This window comes from Kitasatospora sp. NPDC001683 (genome assembly GCF_053596495.1).
In genome coordinates this window covers 1-21,220 of record NZ_JBSFGK010000115.1, presented here as the reverse complement: position 1 = coordinate 21,220, position 21,220 = coordinate 1, and the positions used below count along the sequence as shown (strand labels likewise).

Genomic DNA, 21,220 nt, shown 5'->3' with positions numbered 1-21,220 from the left:
GCCCTGGGTGACCCGATCGAGGCGCAGGCGCTGCTGGCGACGTACGGGCAGGGGCGTTCCGCGGACCGTCCGCTGTGGCTGGGGTCGGTGAAGTCGAACCTGGGGCACACGCAGGCTGCGGCGGGTGTGGTGGGTGTGATCAAGATGGTGCAGGCGATGCGGCACGGTGTGCTGCCTCGGACGCTGCACGTGGACGCGCCGTCGCCGCACGTGGACTGGTCGGTGGGTGAGGTCTCGCTGCTGACGGAGGAGCGGGAGTGGCCGGAGACGGGGCGTCCGCGTCGTGCGGGTGTGTCCTCGTTCGGCATCAGCGGGACCAACGCGCACGTCATCCTCGAACAGGCCCCGCAGGACGACGAGTCGGGCACCGAGGTGGCGGCGGAGGCGCCGGTTCCGCCGGTCTCGGTGCTGTCCGCCGCCGACGATGCCGCGCTGCGGGAGCAGGCGGCCCGGCTGGCCGTCCGCGTCACTGCGGACAACTCCCTGACCGTGGCCGACCTGGCCTTCTCGCTGGCGACCACGCGGGCCGTGCTGGATCGGCGTGCGGCGGTGGTGGCGGGGGACCGTGAGGGGCTGTTGCGGGGGCTGGAGTCCCTGGCGGAGGGGCGCCCGTGCCAGGAGGTGGTGGATTCTGCTGCTTCCGCCGGAAAGCTGGCGTTCCTGTTCACCGGGCAGGGTTCCCAGCGGTTGGGGATGGGCCGGGAGTTGTACGGCGCTTTCCCGGTGTTCGCGGGCGCGTTCGACGCGGTGTGTGCGGAGCTGGACGGGCATCTGGACGGTTCGGTCCGCGACGTCGTCTTCGGTGACGATGCCGAGTTGCTGAACCGGACGGTGTGGGCGCAGGCTGGGCTGTTCGCGCTGGAGGTGGCGCTGTTCCGCCTGCTGGAGTCCTGGGGCATCACGTCCGATCTCCTGCTCGGCCACTCGATCGGTGAGGTCGTGGCCGCGCATGTGGCGGGGGTGTTCTCGCTGGAGGACGCGGCCGCGCTGGTGGCGGCGCGTGGCCGGTTGATGCAGGCACTGCCCGCCGGGGGCGCGATGCTCGCGGTGGCCGTCACGCCCGAGGCCGCTGTGGAGCTTCTCGCCGGCTGTGAGGGCCTGGTCGATGTCGCGGCGGTCAACGGTCCGCGTTCGGTGGTCCTTTCGGGCGACGCGGGGGCGATCGAGAAGGTCGAGCAGAAGGCACTGGCAGCCGGCCACCGGGTCAAGCGCCTGTCGGTGAGCCATGCCTTCCACTCGCCGCTGATGGAGCCGATGCTGGCCGAGTTCGGTACGGTCGTCAGCGCTCTCAAGGCGGACGAGCCCCGGATCCCGGTCGTCTCCAATGTGACCGGCGCACTCGCCACCGCCGAGGAGCTGACCAGCCCCGACTACTGGGTGCGACACGTCCGCCAGGCCGTGCTGTTCCACGACGGCGTGCGCACCGCCTCCCAGTTGGGTGCGACCCGCTTCGTCGAGCTGGGCCCGGACGGCGTCCTGACGGCGCTCGCCCAGGACTGCCTCACCGGCACCGACGGCCACGCCTTCACCTCGCTGCTCCGCCGCGACCGCCCCGAGGACCAGGCCGTCGCCGCGGCCCTGGGCGCCCTGCACTGTTGGGGCACCGTCCCCGACTGGCAAGCCGTGTACGACGGTTCGGGCGCGCACCGCGTCGACCTGCCCACGTACCCCTTCCAGACCGAGCGCTACTGGCCGGTGACGCCGATGAAGGGCGTGGCCGGAAGTCCGGCGGAGCCGGGCGACCTGCTCTACCGCGTCAGCTGGGAGCCGCTCGCGCAGGTTCCCGCGCCGGAGCCGTCCGGCACCTGGATCCTGGTCACGGACACCGAGGACGCGCTCACCCAGGACTGCGTGACCGCTCTCGATGCCACGGCCGCCCGGGTGCTGCGCCTGTCGCTCTCCGACGGGGCGGCTGATCGTGCGGCCCTCGGCGCCGTCCTGGCCCAGCTGGCCGCCGAGGCCGTGCTGACCGGGGTGTTCGCGCTGCTGCGCGGTGAACTCGCCCCGCTGAACGCCGTGGTGCTGCTGCAGGCGCTCGGGGACACCGGTTCCGAGGCCCCCGTGTGGCTGGCGACCCGGGGCGCGGTCGGTGTCGGCGGCCCGGACGGTCCGATCAGCACGCAGCAGGCACAGCTCTGGGGCCTCGGACGAGTGGCCGCACTGGAGGCGGCCGGCACCTGGGGCGGACTCGTCGACCTCCCGGAGCGGCTGGACGCCGAGGGTGCACGACGGCTCTCCGCCCTGCTCCTGGGTGCGATGGCCGAGGACGAGGTCGCCGTCCGGGCCGAGGCGGCCTACGCACGCCGCCTTGTCAGGGCGGCCCGGGAGGACCAGGCGGAACCGAACCGTTGGGCTCCGTCCGGGACCGTCCTCGTCACCGGCGGCACCGGCGCCCTCGGTGCCCATGTCGCCCGTCGCCTGGCCCAGGCCGGGGCCGACCACCTGCTGCTCACCAGCCGTCGGGGCGACCAGGCCCCGGGGGCTGCCGAGTTGGCGGCCGAGCTGGCGGAGCTCGGTGCCCGGGTGACCATCGCCGCCTGCGATGTCAGTGACGGGGAGGCGGTGGCCGCACTGCTCGGTGCGATCCCGGCCGAGCACCCGCTGACCGCCGTCGTGCACACCGCCGGCGTCCTGGACGACGGCGTGCTCATGGCTCTGACCCCCGAACGCCTCCAGCGCGTGGTCGCCGCCAAGACGGACGGCGCCCTCCACCTGGACCGGCTGACCCGCGATCTTCCCCTCTCCGCCTTCGTGCTCTTCTCCTCGCTCGCCGGCGTGGTCGGCGCAGCCGGCCAGGCGAACTACGCCATGGCGAACGCGGCCCTGGACGCACTCGCCGAACGGCGCCGACAGGCCGGGCTCCCGGCCACCGCAATCGCCTGGGGCGCCTGGGCGGGTGAGGGCATGGCCGCCACCGACGAGGTGGTGCGCGAGCGGATGCGCCGCACCGGGTTCCGCCCGATGCGCCCGGAGAACGCGCTGCGCGTCCTCGAAAGCGCGGTCCAGTACGGCGAGACCGCTCTCCTCGCGGCGGACATCGACTGGGAGCGCTACGCACAGGCGCACGGAGCGGCAGCCCGGCGCCCCCTGCTGCGCGCGCTGGTCGCCGGGCCCGCCGACGAGCCGACCGGGCTCGCCGCGACCCTGGCGGGCCGCACTCCCGCCGAGCAGCACTCCGCGCTGGAGCAGCTGATCCGCGGTCATGCCGCCGATCTGCTGATGCACCGGTCTGCCGAGGTCATCGACCCGCAGAAGTCGTTCCGCGCGCTCGGCTTCGACTCGCTCGCCTCGGTCGAGCTGCGCAACCGACTGGTCGCGGCGACCGGGCTGCGGCTGCCGGCCTCGCTCGCCTTCGACTACCCGAGCCCGGCCGGACTGGCGGACTTCCTCCGTGCGGAGCTGTTCGGCGCCGGCGAGGCGGGCGAGGCCGTGGTCGTCGGGGCGGGCGCGGTGGCGGACGAGGCCGATCCGGTGGTGCTGGTGGGCATGGCCTGCCGGTTCCCGGGCGGTGTGCGGTCGGCGGAGGACCTGTGGGACCTGGTCGCGGCCGGTACGGACGCGGTGGGGCCCTTCCCGGAGGACCGGGGCTGGGACCTGGCGGGGCTGTTCGACGAGGATCCGAGCGTTCCCGGGACGACGTACGCCTCCGGAGGCGCGTTCCTGGACGGCGTGGCCGAGTTCGACGCCGGGTTCTTCGGGATCTCGCCGCGCGAGGCGCTGGCGATGGACCCGCAGCAGCGGCTGCTGCTCCAGACCTCCTGGGAGCTGTTCGAGTCCGCGGGCGTCCTGCCGGGTGCGCTGCGCGGCAGCCGTACCGGTGTCTTCGTGGGATCCAACGGCCAGGACTACACCGCGCTCGTCGCCCAGTCCGCGGAGGACCTGGAGGGGTACCTCGGCACCGGTGGCGCGCTGAGCGTCGCCTCGGGCCGGCTCTCCTACTTCTACGGCTTCGAGGGGCCGGCGCTGACGGTGGACACCGCGTGTTCCTCGTCCCTGGTGGCCATGCACCTGGCAGCGGACTCGCTGCGGCGGGGCGAGTGCTCGCTGGCGCTCGCGGGCGGCGTCACCGTGATGTCGACGCCGGGTTCGTTCATCGACTTCTCCCGCCAGCGCGGGTTGTCCCCGGACGGGCGGTGCCGGGCGTTCGCGGCCGGTGCGGACGGTACGGGCTGGGGTGAGGGTGTCGGGCTGCTGTTGCTGGAGCGGTTGTCGGACGCGCGGCGCAACGGGCACCGGGTGCTGGCCGTGGTTCGTGGCACTGCGGTGAACCAGGACGGTGCGTCGAACGGTCTGTCGGCGCCGAACGGGCCGTCGCAGCAGCGGGTGATCCGTCAGGCCCTGGCAAGTGCGCGGCTGGCGGCCGACGAGGTCGACGCCGTGGAGGCGCACGGCACGGGTACGGCCCTGGGTGACCCGATCGAGGCGCAGGCGCTGCTGGCGACGTACGGGCAGGGGCGTTCCGCGGACCGTCCGCTGTGGCTGGGGTCGGTGAAGTCCAACCTGGGGCACACGCAGGCTGCGGCGGGTGTGGCGGGTGTGATCAAGATGGTGCAGGCGATGCGGCACGGTGTGCTGCCTCGGACGCTGCACGTGGACGCGCCGTCGCCGCACGTGGACTGGTCGGTGGGTGAGGTCTCGCTGCTGACGGAGGAGCGGGAGTGGCCGGAGACGGGGCGTCCGCGTCGTGCGGGTGTGTCCTCGTTCGGCATCAGCGGGACCAACGCGCACGTCATCCTCGAACAGGCCCCGCAGAACGCGCAGTCGGCCGAGTCGGCCGAGCCGACCGGGCCCCGGCCGTCGGTGGTGCCGTGGATCCTCTCCGCGAAGACTCCCGAGGCGCTGCGCGCGCGGGCGGAGCAACTGCGCGAGCACCTCGCGGCCCGGCCCGAACTGGATTCCGCTGCCGTCGGCCGTTCGCTGGCGGTGGGCCTGACCTCCTTCGAGCACCGCGCCGCCGTCGTCGCGCACGACCGCGCGCAGGCGCTGGCCGCACTGGCGGAGGTGGAGACGCACGGCACGGCGCCCGCCGGGAAGCTGGCGTTCCTGTTCACGGGGCAGGGTTCCCAGCGGTTGGGGATGGGCCGGGAGTTGTACGAGGCCTTCCCGGCGTATGCCAGCACGTTCGACGCGGTGTGTGCGGAGCTGGACGGGCATCTGGACGGTTCGGTCCGCGACGTCGTCTTCGGTGACGATGCCGAGTTGCTGAACCGGACGGTGTGGGCGCAGGCTGGGCTGTTCGCGCTGGAGGTGGCGCTGTTCCGCCTCCTTGAGTCGTGGGGTGTGAGCCCGGACCTCCTGCTCGGCCACTCGATCGGTGAAGTGGCGGCTGCGCATGTGGCGGGGGTGTTCTCGCTGGAGGACGCCGCTGCGCTGGTGGCGGCGCGTGGTCGGTTGATGCAGGCACTGCCCGCCGGGGGCGCGATGCTCGCGGTGGCGGTCGATCAGCAGACCGCTGTGGAGCTCCTCGCCGGCTGTGAGGGCCTGGTCGATGTCGCGGCGGTCAACGGTCCGCGCTCGGTGGTCCTTTCGGGCGACGCGGGGGCGATCGAGAAGGTCGAGCAGAAGGCACTGGCAGCCGGCCACCGGGTCAAGCGCCTTTCCGTCAGCCACGCCTTCCACTCGCCGCTGATGGAGCCGATGCTGGCCGAGTTCGGTACGGTCGTCAGCGCTCTCAAGGCGGACGAGCCCCGGATCCCGGTCGTCTCCAACGTGACCGGCGCACTCGCCACCGCCGAGGAGCTGACCAGCCCCGACTACTGGGTGCGACACGTCCGCCAGGCCGTGCTGTTCCACGACGGCGTGCGCACCGCCTCCCAGCTGGGCGCGACCCGCTTCGTCGAACTCGGCCCCGACGGCGTCCTGACCGCCCTCGCCCAGGACTGCCTCACCGACACCGCCACCCACGCCTTCACCTCCCTCCTGCGCCGCGACCGCCCCGAGGACCAGGCCGTCGCCGCCGCCCTCGGCACCCTGCACTGCTGGGAGGTCACCGTTGACTGGCCCGCCTACTTCGGACCCGGCACCGGCGCCACCGGCCTCCCCGGATACCCCTTCCGGGCGGAGCGCTACTGGCCGCGCCCGCGTCCGGTCGGCGTGCCGCAGGGGCCGGACACCCACCCCCTGATCGGCGGAGGCATTCCCCGCGCCGATTCCGAGGAGGTCCTGTACAGCTCCAGGCTGTCAGTCCGTACGCACCCCTGGCTGGCCGACCACGTGGTGAACGGCACGGTGATCCTTCCTGGGACGGCGTTCGTCGACGTGGCGCTGCACGCCGGTCGTGCGGTGGGCAGCCCGACCCTTGAGGAACTCACCGTGCAGGCGCCGCTCCGGCTGTCCGGAGGCTCGGCGGTGGACGTCCAGGTGGCCGTCCGGCCGCTCGACGAGCCAGGACGCCGGTCGGTGACCGTGTACGGCCGTCCGGTGGGCGCGGACGGCGGCTGGACCACCCACGCGGCGGGCGTGCTCACGGAGGAACGCGGCGAGGAGCTCGTCGCCGACCTCACCTGGCCGCCCGTGGGCGCCGAACCGGTCGCGGCCGAGGACGCCTATGACCGCGCCGTGGACATGGGCTTCGACTACGGCCCGGTGTTCCGGGGCCTGCGGGCCGCCTGGCGGCGCGGCGACGACGTCTTCGCGGAGGTGACCTTCGCGGAGGACTCCGGGCAGGAGCCGGAGCGCTTCGTCTTCCACCCCGCACTGTTCGACGCGGCACTGCACACCGGCTTCGTCGACTCGCCCGGCTCGTCGGACGCGGCCGGTCGGCTGCCCTTCGTCTGGCAGGGCGTCACGGTGTACCGGCCCGGAGCGGCCGAGGCCAGGGTCCGGCTGAGCCGGATCGGCGCGGACGAACTCGCGCTCCACGTCACGGATCCGGCCGGCCGCACCATCGCGGTGGTCGACTCGCTGACGCTGCGGCGGGTCCGCCCCCAGGACCTGGCGGAGTCCGGGGCCGAGCTGCTGGCCCCGGTCCTGGAGCCGGTCGAGGACGCCGGAACCGTCACCGGAACGTTCGCCGGGGCCGTCGCGGTCCTCGGCGAGGATCCGGCCGGCCTCACCCGGGCGCTCGACGGGAGCGGAATCGTCGCCGAGCACCACCGGGACCTGGCGGCCCTGGAGGACTCGTTCACGCTGCCGGAGGCCGTCGTCCGCTTCGTGGACCTCTCCGGTCCGCTGGGCACGGACGAGTCGGCCGAGCACGCGGTCGAGGCCGTCTGGCGCACCGCGACCCTGCTGCGGGAGTGGATCGACGGCGGTCTGTACGACGACGCCCGCCTCACCCTGGTGGTGTCCGGGGAGCCGGGAACCACGTCCGGCGCCGTACGGGCGATGCTGCGCACCGCGCAGTCCGAGCACCCCGGCAAGTTCCAGGTCGTGGAGCTGGACGGCGACCCGAGGTCGCCGGCCGCGCTGGCCTCGGCCCTGTCGGTCGAGGCGCGCGAAGTGGTGGTCCGCGAGGGACAGCTGCTGGCACCCCGACTCGCCCCCGCCGGGAACGAGGAGCCCGCCGAACCCCGGCCGACCGACGGCGCCGTGCTCATCACGGGCGGCACCGGCGGCCTCGGCGCGGTCGTCGCCGAGCACCTGGTGCGGCGCCGCGGCGTGACCGACCTGGTCCTGCTGAGCAGGCGGGCGGACGGCCCGGAGCACGGCCGGCTCGCCGACACCCTGCGCGCGCTCGGGGCCCGGATCACCCTCGCGGCCTGCGACGTCACCGACCGGTCCGCGCTCGCGGAGGTCGTGGCGGGCCTCGGTGCCGACCGGCCGCTCAGGGCGGTGATCCACACGGCGGGCATCGTCGACGACGGCGCGCTCAGCACGCTCAGCCGTGAGCAGTTCGCGCGCGTCGTCCGGGTGAAGGCGGAGGGCGTGCTCGCCCTGCACGCCGTCACCGCCGGGCACGACCTGGACGCCTTCGTGCTCTTCTCCTCGGCGGCCGGTGTGCACGGCAGCCCCGCGCAGGCCAACTACGCTGCGGCCAACGGCTTCCTGGACGCCTTCGCCGACCACCGCCGCTCGCTCGGACTGCCCGCCCTCTCGCTGCAGTGGGGCCCCTGGGCGGAGCAGCGCGGCATGGCCGGTCGGATCGGTGCCGAGGCCATCGCCCGGATGGCCCGCCACGGCACCGTACCGATGACCAACGAGGAGGCGCTGGCGCTGCTCGACCGCGCCCTGGACGGGCCCGGTTCCCGGAACCTGGTCGCGGTCCGGCAGTCACGGCGCACGGACCGTCCGGCCGCACCGGTGCCGGCGGCCCGGCCGACGAGGACGGCCGGCGGGCCCTCGCCGGCCGAGCGGCTGGCCGAGCGCCTCGCGGCCGCCGACCCGGCGCAGCGCCGACGGCTGCTGACGGACCTCGTGACCGCGCAGACGGCGGCCGTGCTGGGGCACCGCGGCGGCGACCAGGTGCCCGGCGAGCGGTCCTTCCGCGAACTCGGCCTGGACTCGCTCGCGGCCGTCGAACTGCGCAACCGGCTCGGCGCCGAGACCGGACTCAAGCTCTCACCCACGCTGGTCTTCGACTTCCCCACCCCCGCGGCGCTCGCCGGGCACCTCGACGAGGAGCTGGGCGAGAGCGAGGACGCCCCGGCGCAGCCGGTGATCCGCGGGCTCGACGAACTGGAGGCACAACTGCGCGCGGCCGCGCCGGACTCGGCGACCGGCCGGTACGCCGAACAACGGCTGCGCGCCCTGCTGGCCCGACTGGGCGGCACCACGAAGAAGTCGGACGTCCATGACGACGTCACCGACGAGGAGCTGTTCGAAATCCTGGACGGGGAGATCGGGATCTGACCGGCCCCGCCGGTCGAAACCCTGAGGAACACTGATGGCCCATATCGCATTTTTCAGTGTGGCCGCCCACGGCCACGTATCGCCGACCTTCGGCATCGTCGCGGAGCTGGTCTCCCGCGGCCACCAGGTCACCTACTTCACCACGAAGGAGTTCGAGGAGCGGCTCGTCCGGCTCGGCGCGACGGTGTGCCGCTACGACGTCGCCACCTCCTCCGGCCACTCGCCGCGAGCCTTCGCCGAGAACGACCTGAGCGCGCTGCCGCTCTTCTTCCTGTACGGCAGCGCGGACCGGATCGCGCTCGCCGAGGAGCGGTTCGCCGACGGGCGGCCCGACCTGGTCGTGTACGACAACACGGCGCCGTTCGTCGGCCGGGCGCTGGCGCGCCGCTGGGGCTGCCGCTCCGTGCAGTTCTTCCCCAGCATCGCCTCCAGCCGCGGCTTCGCCCTGATGGACGCCATGCTCGCCCGGACCGGCCGCTCCGCGGCCCACGAGGCCAACGGCGCCGAATTCGACCGCCGGCTCGGGGAGTTCCTGACCGCCGTCGGGCTCGGCGGCACCGCCACCGAGGAGTTCATGGACTTCGAGGAGGAGCTCAACCTGGCCTTCCTGCCCCGGGAGTTCCAGCCCGGGCAGGACGCCTTCGGCCCGCACTACCGCTTCGTCGGCCCGAGCCTCGGCGACCGGGCGGCGCAGGAGCGGTGGCAGCGCGCCGAGGACGGCCGGCCGCTGGTCCTGGTCTCGCTCGGCACGGTGTTCAACCGGGCGACCGGGTTCTACCGCGGCTGCCTGGAGGCCTTCGACGGCACCGAGTTCTCGGTGGTCATGTCGATCGGCGCGCAGACCGACCCGGCCGACCTCGGCACGCTGCCGCCGAACGTCGAGGTGCACGCGAGCGTGCCCCAGCTGTCCGTGCTCGACCGGGCGTCCGCCTTCGTCACCCACGGCGGCATGGGCAGCACGATGGAGGCGCTGTCCTTCGGCACGCCCATGGTGGTGGTGCCCCAGATGGTCGAGCAGGAGATCATCGCCGACCGGGTCGCCGAACTGGGCCTCGGCCTGCGGCTCGACCCCGCGGCGCTGACCCCCGCCGGTCTGCGCGAAGCGGTGCGCACGGTCAGCACCGATCCGGCGACCGCGGCCCGGATGGCCGGGATGCGGCAGCACGTCCACGACGCGGGCGGGGCGGTGGCCGCCGCGGAGGCGATCGAGCGGCACCTGGTCCGCACGGAAGGAGAGGTGGCGGCGGTATGAGCACTCCGGAGATCCTCATCGTCGGTGGGGGAGCGGTCGGTTCGCTGCTCGCCTGCGACCTGTTGCAGCAGGGCGTCCCGGTCCGGCTGATCGACGGCAAGCCCTCGCTGGGGGAGAGCGACCCGCACTCGCGAGCCGTGATGATCTGGCCGCGCGTGCTCGAACTCCTGGAGAAGACGGGCATCGCGGAGGAACTGGTCTCCCGCGGACGCCCCGCGACCGACGTCAGCTTCTTCTCCCGCGGCCGCCGGCTCGGCACCGTGCCCATGCACGGCATGGACACCGCCTACCCGTTCGGACTCGGCATCGTCCAGCGCGAGCTGGAGGACCTGCTCTGGGCCCGCCTCGCCGAACTCGGCGGCCGGGTCGAGTGCGGTACGGAGCTCCACGCCCTCGACAACTCCGGGCCGCTGCCCCGGGCCACCCTGCGCCACCGGGACGGCACCCTGGAGGAGACCGAGCCGCAGTGGCTGATCGGCGCCGACGGCGCCGGCAGCCTCACCCGCCGCCTGCTCGACATCCCGTACCCGGGCCTGCCCTTCCCGCTCGGCATCTCGCTCGGCGACTTCCCGATCAGCGGGCCGGCGGTGTCCGGCGTCGAGTACCACTACGGCGAGACCGGGATGCTGCCGCTGGTCCACCTGCCCGACGGAGTGTGCCGGCTGGCCACCGTGGTGCTGCCCGGGGAGCCGGACTGGTCCGACCGGCCGCTCGCCGACTGGCAGGAGATGGTCGATCAGCGCACCAGCCTCCCGTACGAACTCGGTGAACCGCTGTGGAAGCGCACCTACTTCCCGCGGCCCGGCGTGGCCGAACGGTTCCGCGACGGGCGGGTGATCCTGGTGGGGGACGCCGCGCACAGCGTGGTGCCGCTCGGCGGACAGGGGCTCAACCTCGGCCTCCAGGACGCCGTCAACCTCGGCTGGAAGCTGGCCGGCGTCGTGCGCGAGGGGTGGAGCGACGCCCTGCTCGACAGCTACGACAGCGAGCGCCGACAGGCGGTCGAGCAGGTCCGCACCGTCATCCGCACCGAGATGGAGCTGTCGGCGCCGCAGACCCCCGAGGACGCCGCGCGCCGCGACGAGGCCGTCGCCGCCGCCGAGCGCTCCGGCTTCCTGCGCAAGGTGGCCGCGCCGCTGATGAGCCAGCTCGGACTGAGCTATGCTCCACTCGAAGAACCCCTGTGGCGCTCGCAGTTGAAGCGCCGGCTGACCGTCGGCGACCGGGTGCCGTTCTTCCACTCCTCCCGAACCGAGCCCGGCTCCCCGGTGCTCGACCGGAGCGCCCACATCGCCCTGCTGTGGCCGGGCGAGGGCCTCCCGGAGGACTGGACCGCCGTGGCCGAGCGGGCCCGCGCCGCGTTCGGCGAGCGGATCGCCGTGCACGACCTCGCGCGGCTCACCGACGACGGACGCGGCCGACTGCGGGCCGGGTTCGGCCCGCTCCCGCTGATCGCCCTGGTGCGCCCCGACGGCCACCTCGCCCGGCTCGCCCCGGCCGACCGGCCGCAGGACTGCCTTGCCCACCTGGACCGGCTCACCGGCCGCTCCACCCCCTCCAGCGCGAAGTGAATGAGACCGTGCGGACGCTGCTGATAGACAACTACGACTCGTACACCTACAACCTGTTCCACCTCCTCGGGCAGGTGAACGGCGAGGAGCCCGTCGTCGTCACCAACGACGCGGTCGAACTCCCCGACCTGGACGGGTTCGACAACGTCGTGATCTCCCCCGGCCCGGGCCATCCGGCCCGCGCCCGCGACTTCGGCATCTCGCTCGACGTGCTGCGCCGGGCGAGCGCCCCGGTGCTCGGCGTCTGCCTCGGCCACCAGGGCCTCGCGGTGTCCGAGGGCGGCCGCGTGGTGCCGGCGCCCGAGGCCCGCCACGGGCACGTGGAGCGGGTCACCCACCAGGGCGACGCGTTCTTCGCCGGGATCCCCCGGGAGTTCGGCGCCGTCCGCTACCACTCGCTGTGCGTCGCCGAGCCGCTGCCGGAAGACCTCGAACCCATCGCCCGGGCCGAGGACGGCGTGATCATGGCGCTGCGGCACCGGCGGCTGCCCCGCTGGGGCGTGCAGTTCCACCCGGAGTCCATCGAGACCGAGTACGGGCTGCGGATGATGGCGAACTTCCGCGACCTCACCACGGCCGCCCAGGGCCGCAGGTCCTTCGCCGTTCCCGTCGTCGCGCCGTCGGCGCCCGTTCGCGAGCAGTCCCCGGCAGGGCAGCGGCGCTACAGCCTGCAGGTGCGCGAGCTGGACCGGGCCGTCGACACCGAAGCGGCCTTCGATGCGCTCTACTCCGGCTCCACGAACGCCTTCTGGCTCGACAGCGCGCGCGTCGAGCGGGGCCTGTCCCGGTTCTCCTTCCTCGGGGACGCCGCCGGCCCGCTCGCCGAGACGGTGCGCTACCGCGTCGCCGAGCGCGCCGTCGTGGTCGACGGGCCGGCCCCGGCGGTCCACGCCGGGACCGTCTTCGACTACCTCCAGCGGGAGTCGGAGCGGCGGGTGGTCGACGCGCCGCCGCTGCCCTTCGACTTCACCGGCGGCTACGTCGGCTACTTCGGCTACGAGCTCAAGGCCGACTGCGGCTCCAAGAACCGCCACACCGCCGAAACCCCCGACGCCGTCTGGCTGTTCGCCGACCGCTTCCTCGCCGTCGACCACGAGCAGGACCGCACCTACCTGCTGGCGCTCGGCACCGACGAGACCACCCGGGCGGCGGCGGAGGACTGGCTCACCGGGACCGCGGAGGTGCTGGAGGGCCTGCGGACCCTCCCGGAACCCGCCCCCGTCCCCGCCGCCTCCGTCGAGCCGTTCCTCGCCAAGCAGCGCGCGGACTACGTCCAGGACGTCAGGGCCAGCCAGGAGTACCTGCTCCAGGGCGAGAGCTACGAGATCTGCCTCACCAACGTGGCCGAGGTGCCGGCGACCGACGGTGGCTGGGAGACCTACCGCCGACTGCGCCGGCTCAACCCGGCCCCGTACGCCGCCTACCTGCACCTCGACGGCATCGACGTGGCCTGCTCCTCGCCCGAGCGATTCCTGAAGATCACGGCCGACCGGGTGGCCGAGGCCAAGCCCATCAAGGGCACCGCCCCCCGCGGCGCCACCCCGGCCGAGGACGAGGCCGCCCGCGCGGAACTCGTCTCCAGCGCCAAGACGCGCGCCGAGAACCTGATGATCGTCGACCTGCTGCGCAACGACCTCGGACGGGTCTGCGAACTCGGCAGCGTCGAGGTCCCGGTCCTGATGGCGGCCGAGAGCTACGCCACCGTCCACCAGCTGGTGTCCACCATCCGCGGCACCCTCAAGGCGGACGCCGACACCATGGACTGCGTGCGCGCCTGCTTCCCCGGCGGCTCGATGACGGGCGCGCCCAAGCTGCGCACCCTGGACATCATCGAGTCCCTGGAGCAGCGGGCCCGCGGCATCTACTCCGGCTCCATCGGCTACCTCGCCTGCAACGGCAGCGCCGACCTCAACATCGTCATCCGCACGATGGTCCGTACCGGTGAGCACTGGCAGTTGGGCGCGGGCGGGGCCATCGTCCTCGACTCCGACCCCGACGAGGAGTACGACGAGATGCTCCTCAAGGCCAGCGCGCCCGCCCGCGCCCTGCGCGCCCCCGAACCCCAGGCCACCGTGCCGGCCGCCGCCCCCGCCGCCCCCGCCGCCCCCGCCGACAGCAACGGAAGTGAACTCGCATGACCACCCAGACGCCCGTCGACGCCCCCGTCGACGTCCACGCCCTGATCGCCGAGATGACCCTGGAGGAGAAGCTCTCCTTCGTCCACGGCGCCGACGACCCCGAGAAGCTCGGCCAGTCCGGATACGTCCCGGGCGTCCCGCGGCTCGGCATCCCGCCGCTGCGGATGACCGACGGCCCCGCCGGTGTGCGGATGAAGCGCAGGACCACCACCGCGCTGCCCGCGCCGATCGCGCTCTCCTGCGCCTTCGACGAGGAACTCGCCGCCCGTTACGGCGAGTTCCTCGGCCACGAGGCCCTCGCCAAGCGCCAGGACGTGCTCATCGGCCCCATGCTCAACGTGCTGCGCCAGCCGTACGGCGGCCGCAACTTCGAGCTGTACGGCGAGGACCCGCTGCTGGTCACCGCGATCGGCACGGCCGTGGTGGCGGGCATCCAGTCGCAGGGCGTCATCGCCATGCCGAAGCACTTCGCGGCGAACAACCAGGAGGAGAACCGGATGGTCGTCGACGTGCGCGTCGACGAGCGGACCCTCCGGGAGATCGAACTCCCCGCCTTCCAGTCGGTCGTGGAGGCCGGCGCCGGTGCCCTGATGGGCGCCACCAACAGCGTCAACGGCGACTTCAGCTGCCAGAACGGGCCGCTGCTCACCACCCTGCTGCGCGAGGAGTGGGGTTTCGAGGGCTGGGTGATGTCCGACTGGGACGCCGTGCACGACACCGCGGCCATCGAGTGCGGGCTCGACCAGGAGATGCCCGACGGCAAGCACCTCGGCGCACCGCTGGCCGAGGCGATCACCGAGGGCCGGATCGACGAGAAGGTGCTCGACCGCTCCGTCGCCCGCATCCTCGGCCAGATGGCCCGCTTCGGCCTGCTCGACCCGGCCGGACGCCCCGCCGTCGAGCGGGACGCGGAGCGCGGCCGCGCCCTGGCCCTGGAGGTGGCGCAGGCCGGCTCGGTCCTGCTGCACAACCCGCGCGGCGTCCTCCCGCTGAGCGAGGACCGGCTCCGCGACAAGGGCCTCGCGGTCATCGGGCTGGCCGCGGCCGTGCCCAAGACCGCCGGCGTCGGCAGCGCGCTCGTCGTCCCCGAGGTCGCGAGCACCCCGCTGGACGTGCTGCGCCGGCGCCTCGGCGAGGACCGGGTCGAGTTCCGCATCGGCGAGGACCCGGCCGGCCGCCCGATCCCCGAGTCCGCGCTGCAGCCGCCCTTCCGCGAGGGCGAGGTCCCCGCGGGCCCCTCCACCGAGCCGAACTACTTCTACGAGGGCCGCCTCACCATCGAGACGCCCGGCCGCTACCGCATCGCCGTCACCGCGCTCGGCGGCTACGCGGCGATCGACCTGGAGGGCCACCCGCGGGTCTTCGCCGGCAGCTCCTTCGGCGACACCGCGGGCATGACCCTCGACCTGGAACCGGGCAGCTACAAGCTGGTGCTGTCGGCCCTGCCGGTGCCCGGCAATCCGGTCAAGCTCACCCTCGGCTGGGTCACCCCGCAGCAGGCCCGCACCGACATCGAGGAGGCGGCCGAGGCCGCCCGCAACGCCGAGGCCGCGCTGGTCTTCGTCTACGACGAGCTCGCCGAGCTGATCGACCGTCCGGAACTCGGGCTGCCCGGGCTCCAGGACGAGCTCGTCACCGCGGTGGCCGAGGCCAACCCGAACACCGTGGTGGTGCTGAACACCGGCTCGTCCGTGCCGATGCCCTGGCAGGACCGCGTCGCCGGCGTCCTGGACGTCTGGTACCCCGGCGAGATGGGCGCCGAGGCGACCGACGCCCTGCTGTTCGGCGACGTCAACCCGAGCGGCAAGCTCACCCAGACCTTCCCGGTGGACGCCGACCACACCTCCGTCTCCGGCGACCCGCTGCGCTACCCGGGCGCCGACGGCCGCGTCGAGTACAGCGAGGGCCTGTTCGTCGGCTACCGCTGGCACGACCAGCACGGCGACCAGCCGCTGTTCCCCTTCGGCCACGGCCTCAGCTACACCACCTTCGCCTACGAGGACCTCGAACTGACCGCCGAGGGCCGCACCCTGCGGGTCGCGTTCACCATCCGCAACACCGGTGCGCGGGCCGGGCGCGAGATCGCCCAGGTCTACCTCGGCGCCAGCCCCGAGGCCGGCGTCGACCAGGCGCCCAGGGCGCTCGCCGGGTACACTGCGGCCCGGCTGGAGCCGGGCGAGTCGGCCCGGGTGGAGGTCGAGCTGGCCGCCCGGTGCTTCGAGTACTGGGACGCCGACGCCCGCGCCTGGACCGTCGGCGCCGGCCGCCGCACCGTCCAGGTCGGCGCCTCCTCGGCGGACGTCCGGCTCACCGCCGACGTGCTGGTCGCGAGCTCGGGCGAGGTCGGGGAGTGACCCCGCCGGGGCGGACACCGCACACCCCCGTCTGCATCATCGGGGCCGGACCCTCGGGCCTGCTGCTCGCCCGGCTGCTCCGGCTGAACGGCATCGACTCGGTCGTCCTGGAGCGGCGCACCCGCGCCCACGTGGAGAAGCGGGTCCGCGCCGGGCTGCTGGAACAGGGGACCGTCGAGGTCCTGCGCGACGCCGGGGTCGGCGAACGGCTCGACCGCGAGGCGCTCGTGCACGAGGGCTTCGAGTGGCGCCTCGACGGCGTCGTGCACCGGATGCCCTTCACCGAGCTCTGCGGTGCGTCGGTGTGGATGTACGGTCAGCAGGAGGTCGTCAAGGACCTGCTGGACGCCCACGGCGACGGGCCCGGCCTGCACTTCGGCGTCGAGGACGTGCGGATCGCCTCGGTCACCGCGGACGGCGCGCGCGTCGTCTGCACGATCGACGGTCAGCCCACCGAACTGACCTGCGACTTCATCGCGGGCTGCGACGGGTTCCACGGGGTCAGCCGGCAGGCCGTGCCCGGTACGGAGCTGGTCGGCCACGAGCTGACCCACCCCTTCGCCTGGCTCGGGGTCCTGGCCGCCGCCCCGCCGCTGTCGCCCGAGTTGATCTACGCCGTCGGCGACCGCGGGTTCGCGCTCCAGAGCATGCGCTCGCAGCAGGTCAGCCGGCTGTACCTGTCGGTGCCGCCCGGCGAGGGCGTGGACGAGCGCGGGGACGAGGAGATCTGGCGGGAGCTGGACCTGCGGCTCACCGGCGGCCGGGGCACCCTGCCGACCGGCGAGATCCTGGAGCGGGTCATGGTGCCGCTGCGCAGCTTCGTGGCCGAGCCGTTCCAGTACCGCCGGCTCTTCCTCGTCGGCGACGCCGCGCACATCGTCCCGCCGAGCGCCGCCAAGGGCCTCAACATGGCCGTCGCCGACGCCCGGCACCTCGCCGAGGCGCTCGCCGACTGGTACGCCCACGGCCGGCGCGAGGCCCTGGACGGCTACTCGGCCACCGCCGTGCCCCGGGCGTGGCAGGGCCAGCAGTTCTCGGCCTCGATGACCACCCTGATGCACGCCGCACCGGACGAGACGGTCTTCGACCGCCGGCTGCGCAGGGCCCGGTTCGAGCGCCTGCTGTCATCCACCGCCGAGGCGACGGCCTTCGCCGAGCAGTACACGGGTATCGCACGCCGCTGACGTTCACGGGGGCGCGAGCCGCCCCCGTGAACGGTGTCACTTTCTTGATCGACTGGAGTCCGGACGTCATGACCAACGAAGAGAAGCTGCTCGACCACCTCCGCTGGGTGACCGCCGAACTGCACCAGACCAAGAAGCGGCTGCACCAGGCCGAGACGGCCGAGCCGATCGCGATCGTGGCGATGAGCTGCCGCTACCCCGGGGGCGTGACCAGCCCCGAGGACCTGTGGCAGCTCGTCCTCGACGGCCGCGACGCGGTCGGCCCCTTCCCCGACGACCGCGGCTGGGACACCGCGGCCGTCTACCACCCCGACCCGGACCAGCAGGGCACCACCTACGTCCGGGAGGGCGGATTCCTCGACCGCGCCGACGAGTTCGACGCCGGCTTCTTCGGGATCTCCCCGCGCGAGGCCCTCGCCATGGACCCCCAGCAGCGCCTGCTGCTGGAAACCTCCTGGGAGGCCTTCGAGCGGGCCGGCATCGACCCGTCGTCCGTGCGCGGCAGCCGCACCGGCGTCTACGTCGGCGTCATGCACCACGACTACGCCTCGCGCCTGGACACCCTCCCGGAGGGCGTCGAGGTGTACGCCGGCAGCGGCAACGCGGGCAGCGTGGCCTCCGGTCGCATCTCCTACACCCTCGGCCTGGAGGGGCCGGCCGTCACGGTCGACACCGCCTGCTCCTCCTCGCTGGTCACCCTGCACCTGGCCGCCCAGGCCCTGCGCCAGGGCGAGTGCACCCTGGCCCTGGCCGGCGGGGTCACGGTGATGTCGACGCTCGACCTGTTCGTCGACTTCAGCCAGCAGCGCGGTCTCGCCGCCGATGGCCGCTGCAAGCCCTTCGCCGCCGCCGCCGACGGCACCGGCTGGGGCGAGGGCGTCGGCCTGTTCCTGCTGGAGCGGCTCTCCGACGCCCGGGCCAACGGGCACCCCGTGCTCGCCGTGCTGCGCGGCTCGGCCGTCAACCAGGACGGCGCCAGCAGCGGGCTGACCGTACCCAACGGACCCTCGCAGCAGCGGGTGATCCGGCAGGCCCTGGAGCAGGCCGGGCTGACGCCCGGCGAGGTCGACGCCGTCGAGGCGCACGGCACCGGCACGACGCTCGGCGACCCGATCGAGGCCCACGCGCTGCTCGCCACCTACGGGCGGGAGCGCTCCGAGGGCCACCCGCTGTGGCTCGGTTCGGTCAAGTCCAACCTCGGGCACACCCAGGCCGCCGCGGGCGCGGCCGGCGTCATCAAGATGGTGATGGCGCTGCGCAACGGCGTGCTCCCCAAGACCCTGCACCTGGACGAGCCGAGCCCGCAGGTCGACTGGACCGCCGGCGACGTCCGGCTGCTGTCCGAGCGGACCGACTGGCCGCAGACCGGTCGTCCGCGCCGCGCGGGCGTGTCCTCCTTCGGGATCAGCGGCACCAACGCCCACGTCGTCCTCGAACAGGCCCCGGCCGAGGACGCCGAGCCTGCCGAGCTCGCGGATCGGCCCGAACTCCCGCTGGCGGCACTTCCGTTGGCCGCCCGCAGCGCCGAGGCCGTACGGGACCAGGCCGCCGCCCTCGCCGCCCGGCTCACCGGGACCGAGACCATGGCGGACCTCGCTGACCTCGGCTACTCGCTCGCCACCACCCGGACCGCATTCGACCACCGGGCCGTCGTCCTCGGCGCCGACGCCGCCGAGATCCGCGAAGGGCTCCTCGCCCTCGCCTCCGGCACCCCCTCCGCGGCGGTCGTGCGGGGAAGCTCGGGCAGCGGCGCGCGGACCGCCTTCCTGTTCACCGGACAGGGCTCCCAGCGGGCCGGCACGGGACGGGCACTGTACGGCGCCTTCCCCGTGTTCGCCGAGGCCTTCGACGCGGCCTGCCGCGAACTCGACCGCTACTTCGACACCCCCGTCCGCGAGGTCGCCTTCGCGGCGCAGGACAGCGCGCACGCCCAGCTGCTCCACCGCACCGAATACACCCAGGCCGCCCTGTTCGCCCTCGAAGTCGCCCTCTTCCGGCTGACCGAGAGCTGGGGCATCCGCCCCGACGTCCTGCTCGGCCACTCCATCGGCGAGCTCGTCGCGGCGCACGTCGCCGGCATGCTGACGCTGCCGCAGGCCTGCGCGCTCGTCGCCGCGCGCGGCAGGCTGATGCAGTCGCTTCCCGAGGGCGGCGCCATGCTCTCCGTCGAGGCGGCGGAGGACGAAGTCCGCCCGCTGCTCGCGGAGTTCGAGGGCCGCGCGGACATCGCGGCCGTCAACGGCCCCGCCGCCGTCGTCCTCTCCGGCGACGAGGACGCGATCGACGCGCTCGCCCGGCAGCTCACCGGCCGCCGCACCAAGCGGCTGCGGGTCAGCCACGCCTTCCACTCGCCGCGCATGGAACCGATGCTCGACCGCTTCCGCGGCGTCGTCGAACGACTGGACTTCCGCCCCCCGACCATCCCGATCGTCTCCAACGTGACCGGCCGGATCGCCACCGCCGAGGAGCTGAGCACCCCCGAGTACTGGGTGCGCCACGTCCGCGAGGCGGTGCGCTTCCACGACGGCGTACGGGCCCTCGACGCCCACGGCGTCACCACGTACCTGGAGCTCGGGCCCGACGGCGTGCTGAGCGCCATGGGGCAGCTCTGCCTCGCCGACACCCCGCGGGACGCCCGCTGGAGCTCCGTGCTGCGCCGCGGCGCCGACGAGGTGCGCAGCCTCGGCCGCGCCGTCGCCGAGATCCACACCCACGGCACCGGCGTCGACTGGGCGGCCGCCCTGCCGGGCGCCGCGCGGGTCGACCTGCCGACCTACCCCTTCCAGCGGGAGCGCTACTGGCTGGAGGGCGGCACCGCCACCGGCGACGTGGCCTCGGCCGGTGTGGAGGCCGTGGGCCACCCGCTGCTCGGGGCGATGGTGGTGCTGGCCGGCTCCGACGGCTTCGTGTTCACCGGCCGGCTGTCGCTGCGCTCCCAGGCCTGGCTGGCCGACCACGCCGTGAACGGCGTGGTGCTGCTGCCCGGGACCGCCCTGGTGGAGCTCGCCGTCCGGGCCGGGGACCAGGTCGGCTGCGGACGGCTGGAGGAGCTGACGCTCGAAGCGCCGCTCGTCCTGCCCGAGGAGGGCGAACTCCAGCTCCAGGTCGCCGTGGACGCGGCCGACGGCACCGACCGGCGGACCGTCACCGTCTACGCCCGAGGGCTGGACGGCGAGTGGACCCGGCACGCCAAGGGCGTCGTCGCCCGGGAGGCCGGGGCCCGGACCGAGGGGCTCCCGGCCGCGGAGGAGACCTGGCCGCCCGTCGGCGCCGAGCCGGTGGACCTCGCGGACTTCTACCGGCAGCGCGCGACAGCCGGCTTCGGCTACGGCCCGGCCTTCCAGGGCTTGCGGGCGGCCTGGCGGCGTGGCGCGGAGGTGTTCGCGGAGGTCCGGTTGGACCAGGAACAGGAGGCGGGCCGGTTCGGTCTGCACCCGGCGCTGCTCGACGCCGCCCTCCAGGCGATGGGCGTCGGGGCACTGCTGCCCGAGGACGGCGCCGCACGGCTGCCGTTCGCCTGGAGCGGCGTCACGCTCCACGCCGCCGGCGCCTCGGCCCTGCGGGTGCGGCTGGTCCCGGCGGGCGACGAAGCCGTGTCGCTGACCGCGACGGACGAGCGCGGCCTGCCGGTCGTGACCGTCGACTCGCTCACCCTGCGGCAGCTGTCCGCCGGGCAGCTCTCCCCGGCCGCTGACGCCCTCTTCCGACTGGACTGGGTGGCTCTCGGCAACCCGCCGAAGGAGGATGGCTGGTCCGGCTCGGTGGAGTTGGTGGAGGTGGACACCTCTGCTGGTGTGCGGGCTGCGGTGCACGGGGTGTTGGGCTCGGTGCAGGGTGTGCTGGCCGCGGATGGGGCTTCGCGGCGGTTGGTGTTCGTGACGCGTGGTGCGGTGGGTCTGTCGGGGGACGGGCTGGTGGATCCGGCCGCTGC

At 73.9% G+C, this 21,220-nt stretch carries 7 protein-coding genes; all 7 read left to right on the top strand.

The features are described 5' to 3' along the window. Positions 1–8,790: SDR family NAD(P)-dependent oxidoreductase (locus ACWCYO_RS35695; protein ID WP_449786559.1), on the top strand; the 8,790-nt coding region annotated here is incomplete at its 5' end. Positions 8,791–8,824: 34 nt separating this feature from the next. Further along, entirely contained in the window at positions 8,825–10,042 is a 1,218-nt protein-coding gene (locus tag ACWCYO_RS35690) for a macrolide family glycosyltransferase (protein ID WP_449786558.1), read from the top strand. Continuing rightward, entirely contained in the window at positions 10,039–11,613 is a 1,575-nt protein-coding gene (locus ACWCYO_RS35685; RefSeq protein ID WP_449786557.1) for an FAD-dependent monooxygenase, read from the top strand. Before ACWCYO_RS35690 ends, ACWCYO_RS35685 begins: the two co-directional genes overlap by 4 nt. Positions 11,614–11,621: 8 nt before the next feature. Beyond that, a complete protein-coding gene (gene pabB, locus ACWCYO_RS35680; protein WP_449786560.1) occupies positions 11,622–13,751 on the top strand; it encodes an aminodeoxychorismate synthase component I in 2,130 nt (709 codons plus the stop codon). Next, positions 13,748–16,105: a glycoside hydrolase family 3 protein gene (locus ACWCYO_RS35675; protein ID WP_449786556.1), complete on the top strand. Its 2,358-nt coding sequence runs from the start codon at positions 13,748–13,750 to the stop codon at positions 16,103–16,105. Before pabB ends, ACWCYO_RS35675 begins: the two co-directional genes overlap by 4 nt. After that, positions 16,102–17,289: a 4-hydroxybenzoate 3-monooxygenase gene (locus ACWCYO_RS35670; protein WP_270141631.1), complete on the top strand. Its 1,188-nt coding sequence runs from the start codon at positions 16,102–16,104 to the stop codon at positions 17,287–17,289. The genes ACWCYO_RS35675 and ACWCYO_RS35670 overlap by 4 nt, the downstream gene beginning before the upstream one ends. Positions 17,290–17,357: 68 nt before the next feature. Next, the coding region (locus tag ACWCYO_RS35665) for a type I polyketide synthase (RefSeq protein WP_449786555.1) at positions 17,358–21,220 on the top strand (3,863 nt) is incomplete at its 3' end.